18 protein-coding genes and 2 tRNA genes are annotated in these 16,686 nt (G+C 68.1%); 17 read left to right on the plus strand and 3 right to left on the minus strand.

What is annotated here, in order from left to right; all coding sequences use genetic code 11:
* A partial coding sequence (locus ACLL81_RS10890) for an HAD-IB family hydrolase (protein ID WP_411288366.1) occupies positions 1–605 on the minus strand: 605 nt, incomplete at its 3' end.
* A 223-nt stretch (positions 606–828) separates the two neighbouring features.
* Here ACLL81_RS10890 and clpX point away from each other — a divergent pair.
* From clpX to ACLL81_RS10935, 9 genes are all read left to right on the plus strand, one after another.
* Complete coding sequence (gene clpX, locus ACLL81_RS10895) at positions 829–2,091, plus strand: ATP-dependent Clp protease ATP-binding subunit ClpX (protein WP_411288367.1); 1,263 nt, start codon at positions 829–831, stop codon at positions 2,089–2,091.
* 98 nt (positions 2,092–2,189) lie between these two features.
* Positions 2,190–2,915, plus strand: coding sequence for an SDR family oxidoreductase (locus tag ACLL81_RS10900; RefSeq protein ID WP_411288368.1), 726 nt, complete (start codon positions 2,190–2,192; stop codon positions 2,913–2,915).
* 2 nt (positions 2,916–2,917) lie between these two features.
* Positions 2,918–3,511, plus strand: coding sequence for a 2-hydroxychromene-2-carboxylate isomerase (locus ACLL81_RS10905; protein ID WP_411288369.1), 594 nt, complete (start codon positions 2,918–2,920; stop codon positions 3,509–3,511).
* A 292-nt stretch (positions 3,512–3,803) separates the two neighbouring features.
* Complete coding sequence (gene lon / locus ACLL81_RS10910) at positions 3,804–6,203, plus strand: endopeptidase La (RefSeq protein WP_411288370.1); 2,400 nt, start codon at positions 3,804–3,806, stop codon at positions 6,201–6,203.
* Between the two features lie 163 nt (positions 6,204–6,366).
* On the plus strand, positions 6,367–6,642 hold the full coding sequence (locus ACLL81_RS10915) for an HU family DNA-binding protein (protein ID WP_411288371.1): 276 nt from the start codon (positions 6,367–6,369) through the stop codon (positions 6,640–6,642).
* A 109-nt stretch (positions 6,643–6,751) separates the two neighbouring features.
* Positions 6,752–6,828 (plus strand) — tRNA-Val (locus tag ACLL81_RS10920).
* 39 nt (positions 6,829–6,867) lie between these two features.
* Positions 6,868–7,755 carry an alpha/beta hydrolase family protein gene (locus ACLL81_RS10925; protein WP_411288372.1) on the plus strand — a complete coding sequence of 296 codons (888 nt, stop codon included), beginning with the start codon at positions 6,868–6,870 and terminating at the stop codon, positions 7,753–7,755.
* Position 7,756: 1 nt separating this feature from the next.
* Positions 7,757–8,671, plus strand: coding sequence for an aldo/keto reductase (locus tag ACLL81_RS10930; RefSeq protein WP_411288373.1), 915 nt, complete (start codon positions 7,757–7,759; stop codon positions 8,669–8,671).
* A gap of 96 nt (positions 8,672–8,767) precedes the next feature.
* The gene (locus ACLL81_RS10935; RefSeq protein WP_411288374.1) at positions 8,768–10,693 is read left to right on the plus strand and encodes a flavin-containing monooxygenase; all 1,926 of its coding nucleotides are present in this window, start codon (positions 8,768–8,770) and stop codon (positions 10,691–10,693) included.
* Positions 10,694–10,805: 112 nt separating this feature from the next.
* Here the strand turns inward: ACLL81_RS10935 and ACLL81_RS10940 are convergent, their stop codons facing one another.
* A complete protein-coding gene (locus ACLL81_RS10940) occupies positions 10,806–12,701 on the minus strand; it encodes a hypothetical protein (RefSeq protein WP_411288375.1) in 1,896 nt (631 codons plus the stop codon).
* 210 nt (positions 12,702–12,911) lie between these two features.
* Between ACLL81_RS10940 and ACLL81_RS10945 the strand changes: the two genes are divergently transcribed.
* From ACLL81_RS10945 to ACLL81_RS10965, 5 genes are all read left to right on the plus strand, one after another.
* The gene (locus ACLL81_RS10945; RefSeq protein ID WP_411288376.1) at positions 12,912–13,703 is read left to right on the plus strand and encodes an MliC family protein; all 792 of its coding nucleotides are present in this window, start codon (positions 12,912–12,914) and stop codon (positions 13,701–13,703) included.
* Positions 13,704–13,918: 215 nt separating this feature from the next.
* Positions 13,919–14,125 (plus strand): hypothetical protein, encoded by a 207-nt coding sequence (locus ACLL81_RS10950; RefSeq protein WP_411288377.1) that lies wholly within the window; start codon positions 13,919–13,921, stop codon positions 14,123–14,125.
* 7 nt (positions 14,126–14,132) lie between these two features.
* Entirely contained in the window at positions 14,133–14,489 is a 357-nt protein-coding gene (locus tag ACLL81_RS10955; RefSeq protein WP_411288378.1) for a DUF6481 family protein, read from the plus strand.
* 29 nt (positions 14,490–14,518) lie between these two features.
* Positions 14,519–14,686 carry a hypothetical protein gene (locus ACLL81_RS10960; protein ID WP_411288379.1) on the plus strand — a complete coding sequence of 56 codons (168 nt, stop codon included), beginning with the start codon at positions 14,519–14,521 and terminating at the stop codon, positions 14,684–14,686.
* Between the two features lies 1 nt (position 14,687).
* Entirely contained in the window at positions 14,688–14,957 is a 270-nt protein-coding gene (locus ACLL81_RS10965; protein ID WP_411288380.1) for a hypothetical protein, read from the plus strand.
* 130 nt (positions 14,958–15,087) lie between these two features.
* On the opposite strand, the gene ACLL81_RS10970 is transcribed toward ACLL81_RS10965, so the two are convergent.
* Positions 15,088–15,164: transfer RNA gene (locus tag ACLL81_RS10970), tRNA-Asp, on the minus strand.
* Between the two features lie 192 nt (positions 15,165–15,356).
* Here ACLL81_RS10970 and ACLL81_RS10975 point away from each other — a divergent pair.
* The 3 genes from ACLL81_RS10975 to ACLL81_RS10985 form a co-directional block, all read left to right on the plus strand.
* Positions 15,357–15,734, plus strand: coding sequence for an NADH-quinone oxidoreductase subunit A (locus ACLL81_RS10975; RefSeq protein ID WP_411288381.1), 378 nt, complete (start codon positions 15,357–15,359; stop codon positions 15,732–15,734).
* Positions 15,704–16,285: a NuoB/complex I 20 kDa subunit family protein gene (locus tag ACLL81_RS10980; RefSeq protein WP_411288382.1), complete on the plus strand. Its 582-nt coding sequence runs from the start codon at positions 15,704–15,706 to the stop codon at positions 16,283–16,285. The genes ACLL81_RS10975 and ACLL81_RS10980 overlap by 31 nt, the downstream gene beginning before the upstream one ends.
* Positions 16,282–16,686: complex I 30 kDa subunit family protein (locus ACLL81_RS10985; RefSeq protein ID WP_411288383.1), on the plus strand; the 405-nt coding region annotated here is incomplete at its 3' end. The genes ACLL81_RS10980 and ACLL81_RS10985, both read left to right, overlap by 4 nt.

A 16,686-nucleotide genomic window follows, 5' to 3' on the forward strand; every position in this document is an offset into this window, starting at 1 on the left:
CCGCGGAACACGCGAAAGCCCGCCTCCTGGGCCAGGGCCAGCATCTCGGTGTCCCCGCCGGTGTCCCCGTAGGCGGCGCGCAGCTTCAGGCCCGGTCCGAAGGCCTCGGTCAGCCGCGCCACCTTCTCCGGCCCGCGGCAGTTGGGCTCGGCGAAGGCGCCGGTGACCCGATCCTCCCCGTCGAAAGCCAGCACGGTGCCCAAGAGGTCGTCCGCCCCCAGCCGGCGGGCGAACGGGCCCACCGTCAGGTCCGGCGAGGCGGTGACGATCACCAGCCGGGCGCCGTCCCTGCGCCACCGCATCCACGCGGCCAGGGCGTCGGGGCGCATGAAGCGGTCCCAGGCCAGGTCGGCGAAACGCTGCGCCTCGACCTCCAGGTCCCTACGGCGCGCGCCCTTCAGGAACACGGCCACCGCGGCGGCCTTGATCCGGCCACGGTCGCGATGAAACAGATAGGCCACGCCCGCCGGGATCAGCCGCACGCACCCAAGCCCGTAGCGCCAGGGCCCCGCCCGCCACTTGAGGAAGGCCGTGAAACTGTCCTCGACCGTCAGCGTACCGTCGAAATCGAAGGCGACGATCTCGGCCGTCCGGTCTTGTGCCATCTTCGGCCGTTTCCCATTTACCGCCCGAGGCGCCCACCCCGCGGGCGTCGCGCCGCCAATTGTCGCTCCGGCGAGCGAAAGCTTGTGAACCCGGGCCGGATCGGGGAATGTCAAGACTTAGACAACCCGCGGCGCGTATTCTGCATTGATAGGGCAGGCATGCCCCCGGGGCGGCGCAGGCCAGGTCTCTTCGGCCGGCATCGTCTACAGAGTGAGAAATAACATGACCAAGGCCGCGAGCGGAGATTCGAAGAGCACCCTCTACTGCTCTTTCTGCGGCAAGAGCCAGCATGAGGTCCGCAAGCTTATCGCGGGCCCGACCGTGTTCATCTGTGATGAATGCGTCGAGCTGTGCATGGATATCATCCGCGAAGAACACAAGATTTCCTTCGTGAAGTCCAAGGACGGCGTCCCGACGCCGAAGGAAATCCGTGAGGTGCTGGACGATTACGTGATCGGCCAGGATCACGCCAAGAAAGTCCTCTCCGTCGCGGTGCACAATCACTACAAGCGCCTGAACCACGCCACCAAGAATAACGATGTGGAACTGGGCAAGGCCAACATCCTGCTGGTCGGCCCCACGGGCACCGGCAAGACCCTGCTGGCCCAGACCCTGGCGCGAATCATCGACGTTCCGTTCACCGTCGCCGACGCCACGACGCTCACCGAAGCCGGCTATGTGGGCGAGGACGTCGAGAACATCATCCTCAAGCTGCTGCAGTCGGCCGACTACAACGTCGAGCGCGCCCAGCGCGGCATCGTCTACATCGACGAAGTCGACAAGATCAGCCGCAAGTCCGACAACCCCTCGATCACCCGCGACGTGTCGGGTGAGGGCGTCCAGCAGGCGCTGCTGAAGATCATGGAGGGCACCGTGGCCTCCGTGCCGCCGCAGGGCGGGCGCAAGCACCCGCAGCAGGAGTTCCTGCAGGTCGACACCACCAACATCCTGTTCATCTGCGGCGGCGCCTTCGCGGGCCTGGAGAAGATCATCTCCGCCCGCGGCCAGGGCACCTCCGTGGGCTTTGGCGCCAAGGTGGCCGACCCCGACGCCCGGCGCACCGGCGAGATCTTCCGCCAGGTGGAGCCCGACGACCTGCTGCGCTTTGGCCTGATCCCGGAGTTCATCGGCCGTCTGCCGGTGATCGCCACCCTCGACGACCTGGATGAGGGCGCCTTGGTGAAGATCCTCACCGAGCCAAAGAACGCCTTCGTCAAACAGTACCAGCGCCTGTTCGACATGGAGAATGTCGGCCTGACCTTCACCGACGACGCCCTGAACGCCGTGGCCCGCAAGGCCATCCTTCGTAAGACCGGCGCCCGGGGCCTGCGCTCGATCCTGGAAGGTATCCTGCTCGACACCATGTACGAGCTGCCCACCTACGACGGGGTCGAGGAGGTGGTGGTTAACGCCGAGGTCATCGAAGGCCGCGCCCAGCCGCTGATCATCTACGCCGAACGCCGCGACAAGGGCGGCGCGGCCTAGCCGTTCCAGACATTGCACCACCGAGCCTCGCGGCCTGCCGCGGGGTTTTTTCGCAGCTGCCTCTTGCCTGAATATGATGATCGTCATCTAATCATCGGATGGCGGACAAGGCGGCGGTGATCATCGGGGCGGGGGATGCGCTGGGCGGGGCGATCGCCCGGCGGTTTGCCCGCGAGGGCTATGCGGCGGTCATCGTCCGCCGCCAGGCCGACCAGCTCGAACCCCTGGCCCAGGCGATCCGCGAGGCCGGCGGCGAGGCCCACCCGTTCGGCCTGGACGCCAGGCAGGAAGACGCCATGGTCGGCCTGTTCGACAAGGTCGAGGCCGAGATCGCGCCCATCGAGGTCTGCGTCTTCAACATCGGCGCGAACGTCCGCTTCCCGATCGCCGAGACCACCGCCCGGGTCTATTTCAAGGTCTGGGAGATGGCCGCCTTCGCCGGCTTCCTGGCTGGCCGCGAGGCGGCGAAACGCATGACGCCCAGGGGCCGGGGCACCATCCTTTTCACCGGCGCCACCGCCAGCGTCCGCGGCGGCGAGGGGTTCGCGGCCTTCGCCGGCGCCAAGCACGCCGTGCGCGCGCTGGCCCAGAGCATGGCCCGCGAACTGGGGCCCAAGGGCGTCCACGTGGCCCACACCATCATCGACGGCGCTATCGACACTGCCTGGATCGCCGAGAACTTCCCCGAGCGCTACGCCATGAAGGCCCAGGATGGGATTCTCAACCCCGAGCACATCGCCGACGCCTACTGGATGCTGCACGCCCAGCCGAGAGACAGCTGGACCCACGAACTCGATCTCCGCCCCTGGAAGGAGGCCTGGTAAACATGGCGGGTCATCTGCGACTTCTGTTTCTCTTCGACTTCGGCAGCCCCACCACCTACCTGGCGCACAAGCGCCTGCCGCAACTGCTTGCGCGAACAGGAGCCAGCGTCGAGTACGTGCCGATCCTGCTGGGCGGGGTGTTCAAGGCCACCGGCAACGCCTCGCCGGCGATGATCCCCGCCAAGGGCGCCTGGATGAACGCCGACCTGCAGCGCTTCGCCGTGCGCCACGGCACGCCCTTCGCCCGCAACCCGCATTTTCCGATCAACACCTTGCACCTGATGCGCGGCGCGGCGGGGCTCAAGGACGACCCGCGCTTCATGGCCTATGTGGACGCGGTGTTCGAGGCCATGTGGCTTGAGCCGAAGAACCTGGGCGATCCGGCGGAACTGCCGCCGGTGCTGGCGCGGGCGGGCCTCACCGTCGAGGAGTTCCGCGCCCTGGTGGAGCGCGACGACGTCAAGGAGCGGCTCAAGCAGCAGACCGAGGCTGCCGTGGCCCGGGGCGTGTTCGGCGCGCCGACCTTCTTCGTGGGCGACGCCATGTTCTTCGGCCAGGACCGGCTGGATTTCGTGGAAGAGGCCCTGGCGGCCTGACCGCTTGCCGAACACCGCGCGGTTTCCCACATAGGCTGGTGTGGATGGGGCAGGTCCCTGCGCGCATCTTCGCGCTTTCGCCGGTCAGACTGACCTGTGGACAGCGATGAGACGCAGTGTCGCGCTCCGATCTTGCCGAGCTTGAACGCCAGGCCAAACCGTCCACATAAATCACCGAGCACCCGCCGAGGTCCGGCGGACGGATCGTCCGACTCAAGCGCATCGTTTGGGTGACCACGATCCGGAAGGCCGACGTCGCAGACCAATCGGCCGGCCAGGAGTTTTGAGCATCATGTCCGAGATTAAGATCCTTCCGATCCTGCCGCTGCGGGACATCGTGGTTTTCCCCCACCAGCCCGTGCCGCTGTTCGTCGGCCGGGAAAAGTCCGTGCGCGCGCTGGAAGAGGCGATGCGCAACGAGGGCAAGGAAATCCTGCTGGCCACCCAGAAGGACAAGGACGACGACGATCCCACCCCCGACGCCATCTATGACGTGGGCGTGGTGGCCACCGTCCTGCAACTCTTGAAGCTGCCCGACGGCACCGTGAAGGTGCTGGTGGAAGGCCGCGCCCGGGCGGGCATCTCGCGCTTCACCGACCAAGCCGAGTTCTACGAGGCCGAGATCGCCTATGTGGCGGAAGACGGCGCCGGGTCCCCCGAGGCCGAGGCGCTGAGCCGCGCGGTCGTCGAGCAGTTCGAAAACTATGTGAAGCTGAACAAGAAGGTGCCGCCCGAGGCGCTGGCGGCGATCCCGCAGATCGACAATCCCGGCGAACTGGCCGACCGCATCGCCAGCCACCTGTCGGTGAAGATCGCCGAGAAGCAGCAGCTCCTGGAAGTCTTCAATGTCGTGAAGCGCCTGGAGAAGGTCTACGCCCTGATGGAGGGCGAGATCAGCGTCATGCAGACGGAGAAGAAGATCCGTAACCGCGTGAAGCGCCAGATGGAGAAGACCCAGCGCGAGTACTATCTGAACGAACAGATGAAGGCGATCCAGCGCGAGCTGGGCGAGCAGGACGATCAGCGCGACGAGCTGATGGATCTCGAGAAGCGCATCAAGAAGACCAAGCTCTCCAAGGAAGCCCGCGCCAAGGCCGAGTCCGAGTTCAAGAAGCTGCGCAACATGAGCCCGATGTCGGCGGAGTCCACCGTCGTGCGCAACTACCTGGACTGGCTGCTGTCGATCCCTTGGGGCAAGGGCAAGATCAAGCCGATCGACCTGAAGCGCGCCGAGGAGATCCTCGACGAGGACCACTACGGCCTCGACAAGGTCAAGGAGCGGATCCTCGAGTACCTGGCTGTGCAGTCCCGTGTGGGCTCCCTGAAGGGCCCTATCCTGTGCCTGGTCGGCCCTCCGGGGGTCGGCAAGACCTCGCTGGGCCGTTCCATCGCCAAGGCCACCGGCCGCGAGTTCGTCCGTGTGTCCCTGGGCGGCGTGCGTGACGAGGCCGAGATCCGCGGTCACCGGCGCACCTACATCGGCTCGATGCCCGGCAAGGTCATCCAGTCCATGAAGAAGGCCAAGTCGACCAACGCCTTCTTCCTGTTCGACGAAATCGACAAGATGGGCTCCGACTGGCGGGGAGACCCGTCGTCGGCCCTGCTCGAGGTGCTGGACCCGGCGCAGAACTCCACCTTTGGCGACCACTACCTCGAGGTGGACTACGACCTGAGCCCCGTGATGTTCGTCACCACCGCCAATAGCCTGAACATGCCCCAGCCCTTGCTGGACCGCATGGAGATCATCCGCATCCCCGGCTACACCGAGGACGAGAAGGTGGAGATCGCCAAGCGGCACATCCTGGCCAAACTGACCAAGGACCATGGGCTGACGCCGGAGGAGTTCATCGTCCCGGACAAGGCGATCCACGACTTGATCCGCTACTATACCCGTGAATCCGGGGTCCGCTCGCTGGAGCGGGAACTGGGCAACCTGGCGCGTAAGACCGTGCGCGACCTGGGCCGCGAGGGCGTCGCCTCTGTCACCATCGATGACGAGCGCCTGGCCAAGTACTCCGGCGTGCGCAAACACAAGTACGGGGAGATGGACACCGAGGACCAGGTCGGGATCATCACGGGCCTCGCCTACACCGACTTCGGCGGCGACATCCTGACCATCGAGGCGGTCAAGATGCCGGGCAAGGGCCGCATGTCGATCACCGGCAACCTGAAGGACGTGATGAAAGAGTCGATCTCGGCGGCGAACAGCTATGTGCGCAGCCGGGCGACCAAGTTCGGCATCGAGCCGCCGAGTTTCGAGCGCACCGACGTGCACATCCACGTGCCCGACGGGGCGACGCCCAAGGACGGCCCGTCCGCCGGCGCCGCCATGGCCACCGCCATCGTCTCGGTGCTCACCGGCATCCCCATCCGCAAGGATATCGCCATGACCGGCGAGGTCACCCTGCGTGGCCGGGTGACGGCTATCGGCGGGCTCAAGGAGAAGCTGCTCGCGGCCCTCCGGTCCGGCGTGAAGGTCGTGCTGATCCCGGCGGAGAACGAGAAGGATCTGGCCGACATCCCCGACAGCGTGAAGACGGGGATGGAGATCATTCCGGTCTCCACCATGGATGAAGTCCTCGCCCGGGCGCTGGTCCGCGCGCCAGTCGCCATAGAATGGTCGGAGAAAGACCAACCGGTCGTTGTGGCGGCCGCCGACGACGGGGACGCGGACAACATCCTCACTCACTGACCTTAGGGCGATCACATCTTGTGACATTGGGTGGCGCGGGAGCATTCCCGCGCCGCTGCCGTTTGACGGCTGCGCTTCCCCGGTCCTTAATCAATCCAGGCGAAGGGGCGCGCCTGTGGGCCACCTGAGCTGCACAAAAAAAACGGGCTGGGAGACACGCATCATGACGAAGGCCGAACTCGTCTCGGCGATGGCCGACAAGGCGGGCTTGAACAAGGCGCAGGCCAAGGAGGCGTTGGACGCCTTCATTGCGTCGGTTTCGACCTCGCTCAAGGCCGGGAAGGAAGTGCGGCTGGTGGGCTTCGGCAGCTTCGTGCCGGTCAAGCGGGCGGCCGGCGTGGCGCGCAATCCGCGCACCGGCGAGACGGTCAAGCGGCCTGCGTCCCAGACCTGCCGGTTCCGGGTGGGCGAGTCCCTCAAGAGCACCCTGAACGGCTGAAGCCACAGTTGATCGCAACGAAGCGGCGGTCGCGGGGCGGCCGCCTTTTTCGTTGCGCGATGGCCGCGGGCTTCTGACGGCCCGCGCACTGGTCTAGAAGCGACCGATCGGGCGGCTAGCTCAGCTGGTCAGAGCACCTGGTTTACACCCAGGGGGTCGGGGGTTCGAACCCCTCGCCGCCCACCATTCATTGCGGGGCGATCGCGCGGCATGAGGACCTGGAGAATGGCGCTGCTTGGGTTCCTGTCGGCGGCTTCGGTCGCCAGCGCGGAACCTGCGCCGCTGTCGGCCTATATGGACCAGCCGCGCCAGGCGCCGGACGCGGTCATCGCCTACGGCGAGGCGCCGTCGCAGGTCGTCGAGTTGTTCTTGCCCAAGGGGCGCGGGACGCACCCGGTCGTCGTGCTGCTGCACGGCGGCTGCTATCGGCAACAGTTGCAGGGCCTGCCGCAGACCGGCGGCATCGCTCGCGACCTGGCCCGGCGCGGCTTCGCGGTGTGGAACGTGGAGTACCGCCGGCTCGGCGAACCGGGGGCGGGCTACCCGGGGACCTTCCACGACGTGGCCACGGCGGTTGATCGGATCCGTCAGGAGGCGCCGCGCTACCGCCTCGACGCCGCCCGGGTTATCGGCCTCGGCCACTCGGCGGGCGGGCACCTGGCGTTGTGGGCCGCGGCCCGCCATCGGCTGCCGGTGTCCAGCCCACTGCACGTCCCTGATCCGCTGCCGATCCGCGCCGTGGTCAGCCTCGGCGGCATCGGCGATATCGAGGCGCACGGGAACACCATTGCGGGCGCCTGTGGCGCGGACACCTATCCACGCATGCTGGGGACCGAAGCGCGCAAGGAGCCCTACGCCGACACCTCGCCGGCCCGGCTGCTGCCCTCCGGCGCCCGGGTGGTGATGATCCATGGGGCCTACGACCACGTGATGCCGCCGTTCACCGCGCTGGCCTACGTCACGACGGTGCGCAAGGCGGGCGACCGGGCGGACGTGATCGCCATCCCCGACGCCGGTCACTTCGACGTCGTGATCCCGACCACAGCGGCCTGGAAAATCGTCGCCGCCACCGTGGCGCGGGAAGTCAAGGCGCTGGGCCGGCGGGGCCGCTGAGGTGCGCTACCGCCCGCTCGGCTCCACGGGATTTCAGGTCTCCGAGATCGGGTTGGGCTGCGCCAGCTACTGGGGCAAGCCTCGGTTCGAGGAGACCCGGGCGGTCAGGCTGGTGCATCGAGCGATCGAGCTGGGCGTCACCTTCTTCGATACCGGGGCCAGCTATTCGGCGGGAGAGGCGGAGCCTCGGCTGGGCCGCGCCCTGAAGGGCCGCGACACCGACCGCCTGGTGATCGCCACCAAGGCCGGCACCTTCCACGCCGGCGGCGGCCGAATCGCCCGGGACTTCTCGCCCGCGGGCGTCACCGCCAGCGCTGAGCGCAGCCTGCGCCACCTGGGCCTCGACGCCCTGCCGCTGCTGCAACTGCACGGCCCGGCCATCGCCGAACTGGACGGTGAACTGCTGGCGGCCCTGGCCGATCTGAAGGCGAGGGGGCTGGTCCGCGCCTTCGGGGTCAACAGCTTCGACCCCGCGGTCATCGCCCATGTCACCGCCCAGCCGAGCCTGGATGTGGTGATGGTGGACTACAACATCCTGGTTCCCGAGCGCGCCCCGCTGATCGCGCGCGCGAGGCAGGCGGGGAAGGGGGTGCTGGCCGGTATGGCGCTGGCCATGGGCCACGCCGGCCTGAAGGTGGCCAACATCCGTGGGGCCCAGGATCTCTGGTACGCCGCCCGCGGCCTGATGCGGCATCGTGCGGAGGTGGTGCGGGGCGCGCGGTTCGGGTTCCTCCATCGGCTGGAGGGCATGACCGGGTCGCAGGCCGCCCTGGCCCATGTGCTGGCCAATCCTGACGTCGCCTGCGCGGTGATGGGCACGACCCGGCTGGCGCACCTGGAGGAGAACCTCGCGGCTTCCGGGATGGCCCTGCCGGCGGGGGTCGCCGAGCGGATCGCGGCGGCGCAGCGGGGCTGACGACCCCGCCGACGGGTGACGCCACGTCCGGGCTTCCGCTGCGCGCCGCCGGGAGTCATGCTGCCCGATCAACGATAAGTCAGGGCAGGGACCTAGATGGCGCACGACCTGAACGATCTCGACCAGGCGCTGGAGGCCGCCCACCTGCCGGCGCTGTGCGCGGCCATGGTCCACCTGACCGGCGACACCGGCTGGCTGCGCGTCGAGTGGACGCCGGAATACACCCCGCTGTCGCGCGGCGAGACCGGCATCGCCGAACACGAGCAGGCCAACATCCGCACGGAGGCGCGGGCGGTGATCGCGGCCTTCCTGGCGGGGGATCGCAAGCTGCCCCCGACCCCGCCGGCCGAGGTGGTCCGACGGATGATGAGCTTCGTGGCGGGCGCCGAGATCCCCGACAACTACGCCGACTTCCTGATGGACGAACTGGCCCTCTCCGGGACCAGCACCAAGGACCCGCAGTTCGAGCAGCCGAAGCTCAAGGCCGCCGCCCGCAAGCTGAGAGTGCTGGTGATCGGCGCCGGCATGTCGGGCCTGCTCACCGGCATCCGCCTGACCCAGGCCGGCGTGGCCTTCGAGATCGTCGAGAAGAACGCCGACGTGGGCGGCACTTGGCTGGAGAACACCTATCCGGGCTGCCGGGTGGATAGCTCCAACCACATGTACAGCTACTCCTTCGAGCCCAATCACCACTGGCCGCAGCACTTCTCCACCCAGCCGGTGCTGCTGGACTATTTCCGCGGCGTCGCCGACCGCTACGACCTGCGCAAGGCCATCCGGTTCGAGACCACGGTCACGGGCATGGTCTGGGACGAGGCCCGCGCGCTCTGGCGGGTGACCCTGAAGGGCCGCGACGGACGCTCCGAGACCGTGGAGGCGAACGCCGTGATCACCGCGGTGGGCCAGCTCAACCGTCCCCGACTGCCTGACATCGAGGGCCGCGAGACCTTCGAGGGGCCGGCGTTCCACTCCGCGGAGTGGCGCCACGACGTGGACCTGGCGGGCAAGCGGGTGGCCGTGGTCGGCACCGGCGCCTCGGCGTTCCAGTTCGTGCCGGAGATCGCCGGCCAGGTGGCCAGCCTCAAGGTGTTCCAGCGCACCCCGCCGTGGTGCTTCCCGGTGCCGCACTACCACGAGGATGTGCCGCCGGGGTTCAACTGGCTGCTCGAACACGTGCCCTACTACGACAAGTGGTACCGGTTCTGGATGTTCTGGATGGTCACCGACGGGCTCCTGCCGGCGGTCACCGCCGATCCCGGCTGGAACGGACCCTCAACCGCGGTGGGCCAGGCCAACGCCGAGTTCCGCGAGATGATCGCCGAGGCCGTGGCCATGCAGGCCCCCGACCGCCCGGACCTGATCGCCAAGATCATCCCGACCTATCCGGTGGGCGGCAAGCGGTCACTGTTGGACAACGGCGTCTGGGTGGCGACCCTGAAGCAGCCCAACGTGGAGTTGATCACCGAGACGATCACCAAGATCACACCCTGCGGCCTGGTCACCGCCGATGGCGTCGCCCACGAGGTCGACGTGATCATCTACGGCACCGGCTTCCACGCCAGCCGCTTCCTCTGGCCGATGGCCATCAAGGGCCGGGGCGGGGCCGACCTGCACGACACCTGGGGCGGCGACGCGCGCGCCTACCTGGGCATGACCACGCCGGGTTTTCCCAACCTTTTCATGATCTACGGCCCGAACACCAACATCGTCGTCAACGGCTCAATCATCTTCTTTTCCGAGTGCAGCGTGCGCTACATCGTCGGCGCCCTGAAGCTGATGGCGGAGGAGGGCGTGCGCGCCCTGGAGCCGCGCGCCGACGTGGTGGAGGCCTTCAACACCCGAGTGGACGCGGCCAACGCCCTGATGGCCTGGGGCGCGCCGCAGGTGACCAGCTGGTACAAGAACGAGCACGGGCGGGTGAGCCAGAACTGGCCCTTCGCCCTGGTGGACTACTGGCGCGCCACCCTGGCGCCCAACCCCGACGATTTCGTCCTGACGCGCGCGCCCGAGCCGGTGGCCTGAGGCGGGGAGGGACCGATGCGCGAACGCCAGGCGGCTGCGCCTGCGGGACGTCGGCCTGAGGGTTGTCAGGCGCCGACAAGCCTGTCGTCCGCTGCCGACCCAAGGCGGAAGGTCAGGAGGTCCGCTTCTGGAGCAGCGCGGTCACCCGCGCCCGCTCCGCCGCCGTCAGGTCCATGGCCGCAGCGGCTCGCCATTTCGCCTGAGCGTCCGACGCCTTCCCCAGCTTCGCCAGCGCCTCGCCCCACTTCAGGTGCAGCCCGCCCCACTTCGGCGCGAACGGTTCGGCCTTGGCGTAGGCCGCCTCTGCCTCCGACCAACGCCCCAGCGCAGCGAGCGCATCGCCCTCGTATTTCAGCGGGTCGGCGAACCGGGGCGCCCGGCGTTTGGCCTCGGCCAGGAACGGCAGGGCCGCCGCGGCCTGGCCTTGCTCAACGCGCAACAGTCCGCGGTAAAACGGGCCGGAGGCCACGGAGGGCGCGCGGGTTGCCACAAGAGTGAATAGCCGGTCCGCGCCATCGATGTCACCCAGCGCCAGCAGCGCCCGGCCCTTGATCAGCATCGCGTTGTCGCTGTCGGGCGCCAGGACGTCCAGGATCTCCGCCGCCCCGCGAGCGTCACCAGTCGCGGCCCGAGCGAGGCCAATGATGGCGAAATTCGCACTGTGCGGACGGTCGGCGTAGCGGTCCGGTAGGGCCAGGAACGCCGGTGCCAGGGCTAGGACGCCGGGCCAGTCTTCCGCCGCATAGGTGTTGGAGATACGGCCGTGCAGCACCTGGCGCTCGTTGCGAGTCGCCTGCCAGGAGAGAGCAAAACGGGGACGGTCGAGCCGGGCGCGCGCGCCGGCGATGTCGTGAAGGCGCCCGAGATTTCGCGCGATCCGCACGTCCAGCTGCACTGCCTCGGCAAGGACCACGTTCGGCACGGACTCCGCTCTCTGGAGCAGGCTGTGGGCCTCCTGGTAGTCCAGCAGGACAACGGCGAGCGAGGCTCGCGGCGAATAAGTGTCCCGCCAGTCAGGGGCGATCGCGCGATCCCGGGGTAGAACCTCGATGAGCTTACGGGAGGCGCGAATGGCGTTTTCAAGGTGGCCCTGGTTCGCTTCGTTGAGGGCCAGACCGGCCCAGAGCGCGCTTCGGCCCGGCTCGATCTTCAAGCCCTCTTGAGCCATTGCGATGGCGCCGGCGGCATCGCCGAGGTCATTGCGCGCGGCGCTAAGCACGCCGTAGGCCGTCGCGCGCTCTGCCGGCGATCGGCCGGCGATGGCGATGGGCTGGGCTACCCGGATCGCCCCGGCGGGGTCGTCGTGGGTGACGAGCCAGGTTGCGTAGCGAAGGGGCTGGGTGTCGCGATAGATCTGGCGCGCCAGGGTCTGGGCGGAGGCTTCCAAGGCGTCGGCGGCGCCGTCGACCTTGAGGCCGGGACGGCCCGGTATGCGGGCCCGCAGCGTAAGCCCCGCCGGCGTGCGGTAAACCTCGCCGCTGATGTGGGTCTCGTGGCCCAACCACTGTCGTAGGGCGTCCTGGAGATCGCCCAGTGAGACGCCGGTGGTGGGGATCGCCACCTTGATCGAGCGGCCCCAATCGTCGCCGTAGTCGCGGTCTTCCCCCGGCAGCACGGTCTCGGCCCGCAGCCGGGCCAACTCGTCCAGCACCTGCCCAGCGACGACCTCGCCGGAGACGCCCTCGGCCGCCAGGGCCGGAGGGACCGTAAAGGGCTCGAGGATGACCCCGTCGGCCTGCGAAGCGTCCCAGACCATCACCCCCAGAGCCCCAGCCGCTGCGAGACCCACCAGTCCGGTCAGCACCTTCAGCGCGACCCCGGCGCGTTCGCTGGCGATCTGCCAGTCGATCAGCTTTTCGTGCTTAATAAGCACCCGCCGCGCCGGACTGTCCGCGCGAGCATCGGCTGCCTCGGCCTCCATGGCCATCTCGATGGGGTCGGGCGTGGTGGGCGCGGGGGCGTTTCGCCTGCGCCGCGGCTTACTAGCTTTCGTGTTCCCGTCCGCCATCGCGCAGTCCCCCAACCGCAGGCGGAAGGGTGTTCGACTAAGGGCGAGGCGTCAACGGCCAAGCCGCAGCGGCCGCGCAGAGCGGCAACGTCCGATCCCCACCCGGTCCTGACCTCGAGCGGGTCCGGGCTTGGGGACCCGCGAACGGCCATATTTTGACCCTACGGCTATCTGGGCCCAGATTGGGCTGACCCCATCTGTGGAGTGATCATGCGCGCCGCCTTCGTTCTCTGCGTCCTGGCGCTGGGCGCCTGCCAGCGGGAAGCCGAGGCGCCCGTCGCCCCGCTCGCTCCCCTGCCTGTGGTCCAGCAACCCGCCGCGGCGCCGCCGGCAGGGGCGGGGGAGACGACCAGCTACGTCTGCCGCGATGGGGCGATGCTGAGCGCGACCTATGCGGACGCAGCGACGGCGCGGGTGGAATACAAGGGCCGTCGCTACACCTTGCGGCAGGCGGAGGCGGCGAGCGGCGTTCGCTATGTGGGCGATGGGCTGCAGTGGTGGGCGAGGGGGCGCACCCTGGGGTCGATCCGGGTGCTGAACCCCGACGGGTCCGCGGCCAACGCCATCTCGCTGGAATGCGCCGTCGACGTTGAACCACCGCAGCCGGGGACGCCGGGGGGCCTGCCCGACGACCGGACGCCGATTTCGGAAGCGCCGTTCACCCCGCAAAGCGCCCAGGGCGCGGCCAACGTCCTGCAGACCTACTACGCCAACATCGAAATGCGGCGTTACGCCGAGGCGGCGCGCCTGCGTGCGGACGGCAAGGCGGAGAATTTCGAACGATTCGCCTTGCACCACGCCCAGGTCGGCGCACCCGGCCCTATCCTGCAGGAGTTGAGTTCGTTCACGGTGGCGGCGCCCGTGGTCATCTACGGCCGGCTAATGACCGGGGAGGAATATCACCGATCGGGCCAGGCGGTGCTGCGCCGGGCCAATCCCCCGGCGGGCGCCGCGCAGGCCCCGTCCGAATGGCGGATCGAGCGGGTGGATCTGAAGCCGTGATCGGGGCGTTCCGGCTGCGGTCCGGCCCGCGCCGGTTTCTGCTGGCTTCGTGAGCGATTTTGGGTCATACTCCGTACATCGAATATCGACTTGGTTCGGTTGCTCTCCACGCTTGCTCTTCGGATCGAGCCCCCGAGTCCACCAAGATCCTGCCCGAGAATTTGATCATTGCGCCAGAGGCGCCGGTGAACACTTGAGTCTGAAAGGAGATACCCATGGCGACTGTTGAACGTGCCTATGCACTGGCCCGGACCGGACAGTTCAGCGATCTCGACGGCCTGAAGATCCGGCTGAAGGCCGATGGCTGCCGAGCGGTGGACGCGCTGCTGGCCGCCCGCTCGATTCGCGGCCATCTGGAGGCCATCTGCGCGGCCTCCTTCAAGCCGCCCGTGCCGCCCGAAACCCCCACACCGGAATCCTGAACCACCTATGGCTGAACTGCAAAACACCGGCTTCGCCGATCGTCTGAAAACCGCGGCCGAGGCCAAGAAGGCGCTGCTTGAGAAATTCAAGCCGAAGCCCAGCGTGACCGATCCGCTGTTCGCGGAACGCGAAGCGATGCGGGCCGCCGAGCTGGTCCGCGTGCGCGAGGGCCGGGCCGAGGCCAAGGCCCTGGCCAAGCAGGCCGCCGCCGCCGCCGAGGAAGCCGCCCGAGAGGCGGAAGCCGCCGTGCTGGCCGGAGCGCTCGACGCCAAGCGTGGCGAACGCAAGGAACGCAAGGCGCTGACCAAGGCTGAAGCCAAGGCCAAGCGCGACGCCCGCTACGCCGCCCGCAAGGCGCGCTAACTCTCAATCGAATCGAAGGAGCCGACCCGATGGCGCGCAAGCCGAACTACCCCTTCGAGCGCATGGAGCGCGAACGCCAGAAGGCCGCCAAGGCCACCGAGAAGGCCAACGCCAAGCGCGACCAGCGGGAGCGCGAACGCGCCCTGGCCGACCCGACCGGCGCCGCCCCTTCCGGCGAGCCGGCCGACGAGAGCTAGGATGAGCATGCAGACGGCGACCATCTTCAACAACGAAACCGTCCCGCTGGACGGCGAGCACTTCGCCGACTGCGAGTTCCAGTCCTGCCGGATGATCTACGGCGGCGGCGAGCCTCCGGCCTTTGATCATTGCCGGTTCAACGACTGCGAGTGGAAGTTCGAGGGCGCGGCGGCCAAGACGCTGGCCCACCTCAAGCTCGTCTGGAGCGTCGGCGGCAAGGCCCCGGTGCAGGCGATGATCAAGGAAATCACCGGCGGCGGCGGGCGTTAGGGCAGGGCCACTCACCCACCCCGCGCCATCCCAAACAGTCGTCATCACCCGCCGCGCTACGCCTCTCCCCCCGCTACTCGCGTGTCGGGCGAGCGAAGGGGCGAATGGATTTTGTGAAAACCCTCGCAAATGGCGCGAGTGACGGGACTCGAACCCGCGACCTCCGGCGTGACAGGCCGGCGCTCTAACCAACTGAGCTACACCCGCGTGGGCCTTGGGGGCCTTGCGAAGGCGCGTCTGATAGGTCCCGCTCCGAATCGTGTCAACGCCAGAGTGTCGGACGCACCGTACCGGGCCATTTCGGGACGGCGCGCTGCGGCCGTTTCGCGGCGCACAAAGCCCCGTTTGAATCGGCGGTGAGGCTGGTCTAGAAGGTCCCGCGACTCCCCCGAGGCCCCCATGAACGCGTTCCTTCTCGAGTACCTGCCCATCGTGATCTTCCTGGGGATCGCGGCGGGCCTAGGCGTGCTGTTCATTCTCTTCGCCCTGGTGCTGGCGCCGAAGGCCCCGGACGCTGAAAAGCTCTCCTCCTACGAGTGCGGCTTCAACGCCTTCGACGACGCGCGGATGAAGTTCGACGTGCGATTCTACCTGGTCTCGATCCTGTTCATCATCTTCGACCTGGAGGTGGCGTTCCTGTTCCCCTGGGCGGTGACCCTGATGAAGCTGCCGCCCGAGGCCTCGCAGTTCGCCTTCTGGTCGATGATGAGCTTCCTGGGGGTGCTGACCGTGGGCTTCATCTACGAGTGGAAGAAGGGAGCCCTGGAATGGGAGTGATCGTTCCCGCCGGTGAGGCCGGCCGGACCACGGTGGAGGGCTATGACCCGCACGCCCACGACCCGTTCTTCGACGGCGTCTCGCAACAGCTGACCGACAAGGGTTTCGTCACCGCCGCCGCCGACGACCTGATCACCTGGGCGCGCACCGGCTCGCTGATGTGGATGACCTTCGGCCTGGCCTGCTGCGCAGTGGAGATGATGCAGGCGTCCATGCCGCGCTATGACCTGGAGCGCTATGGCTTCGCGCCGCGCGCATCGCCGCGCCAGTCCGACGTGATGATCGTCGCCGGCACGCTGGTGAACAAGATGGCGCCGGCCCTGCGCAAGGTCTACGACCAGATGCCCGAGCCGCGCTACGTGATCTCCATGGGCTCCTGCGCCAACGGCGGCGGCTATTACTACTTCAGCTATTCCACCGTGCGCGGCTGCGACCGGATCGTGCCGGTGGACGTCTATGTGCCGGGCTGCCCGCCCACCGCCGAGGCGCTGATCTACGGCGTCATGCAGCTGCAGAAGAAGATCCGTCGCACCGGGACCATCATGCGATGAGCTGGCCTGCCACCAACGCCGAGCTGGAGGCGATGGGCCAGGAGATCGTGGCCAACGGGGCAGGGGCCTTCACCGGCTACGACGTGGCCTATGGCGACCTCACCGTGACCGCCCAACTGCCGCACATCGTCGAGGCGCTGAGCTTCCTGCGCGACGCCCAGGGCTTCCAGCAGCTGGTCGACTTAGCCGGCGCGGATTACCCGGAACGCGAGCGGCGCTTCGACGTGGTCTACCACCTGCTGTCGATGACCCGGAACCGGCGGGTCCGCATCAAGGTGCAGACCGACGAGGACACCCCGGTGCCCTCGATCGTCGCGGGCTACCCGGGCGCCGTCTGGTACGAGCGCGAAGCCTTCGACATGTACGGGATCTTCTTGGAGGGCCACCCGGACCTGCGGCGG

The sequence above is a fragment of the Phenylobacterium sp. genome, assembly GCF_046590535.1.
Taxonomy (GTDB): Bacteria; Pseudomonadota; Alphaproteobacteria; order Caulobacterales; family Caulobacteraceae; genus Phenylobacterium.

Excerpts from the sequence above, each read along its gene's own strand:
- clpX (WP_411288367.1), top strand. The coding sequence starts at position 829 with ATGACCAAGGCCGCGAGCGGAGATTCGAAGAGCACCCTCTACTGCTCT.
- ACLL81_RS10900 (WP_411288368.1), top strand. The coding sequence starts at position 2,190 with ATGGCGGACAAGGCGGCGGTGATCATCGGGGCGGGGGATGCGCTGGGC.
- ACLL81_RS10905 (WP_411288369.1), top strand. The coding sequence starts at position 2,918 with ATGGCGGGTCATCTGCGACTTCTGTTTCTCTTCGACTTCGGCAGCCCC.
- lon (WP_411288370.1), top strand. The coding sequence starts at position 3,804 with ATGTCCGAGATTAAGATCCTTCCGATCCTGCCGCTGCGGGACATCGTG.
- ACLL81_RS10915 (WP_411288371.1), top strand. The coding sequence starts at position 6,367 with ATGACGAAGGCCGAACTCGTCTCGGCGATGGCCGACAAGGCGGGCTTG.
- ACLL81_RS10925 (WP_411288372.1), top strand. The coding sequence starts at position 6,868 with ATGGCGCTGCTTGGGTTCCTGTCGGCGGCTTCGGTCGCCAGCGCGGAA.
- ACLL81_RS10935 (WP_411288374.1), top strand. The coding sequence starts at position 8,768 with ATGGCGCACGACCTGAACGATCTCGACCAGGCGCTGGAGGCCGCCCAC.
- ACLL81_RS10940 (WP_411288375.1), bottom strand. The coding sequence starts at position 12,701 with ATGGCGGACGGGAACACGAAAGCTAGTAAGCCGCGGCGCAGGCGAAAC.
- ACLL81_RS10945 (WP_411288376.1), top strand. The coding sequence starts at position 12,912 with ATGCGCGCCGCCTTCGTTCTCTGCGTCCTGGCGCTGGGCGCCTGCCAG.
- ACLL81_RS10950 (WP_411288377.1), top strand. The coding sequence starts at position 13,919 with ATGGCGACTGTTGAACGTGCCTATGCACTGGCCCGGACCGGACAGTTC.
- ACLL81_RS10955 (WP_411288378.1), top strand. The coding sequence starts at position 14,133 with ATGGCTGAACTGCAAAACACCGGCTTCGCCGATCGTCTGAAAACCGCG.
- ACLL81_RS10960 (WP_411288379.1), top strand. The coding sequence starts at position 14,519 with ATGGCGCGCAAGCCGAACTACCCCTTCGAGCGCATGGAGCGCGAACGC.
- ACLL81_RS10965 (WP_411288380.1), top strand. The coding sequence starts at position 14,688 with ATGAGCATGCAGACGGCGACCATCTTCAACAACGAAACCGTCCCGCTG.
- ACLL81_RS10975 (WP_411288381.1), top strand. The coding sequence starts at position 15,357 with ATGAACGCGTTCCTTCTCGAGTACCTGCCCATCGTGATCTTCCTGGGG.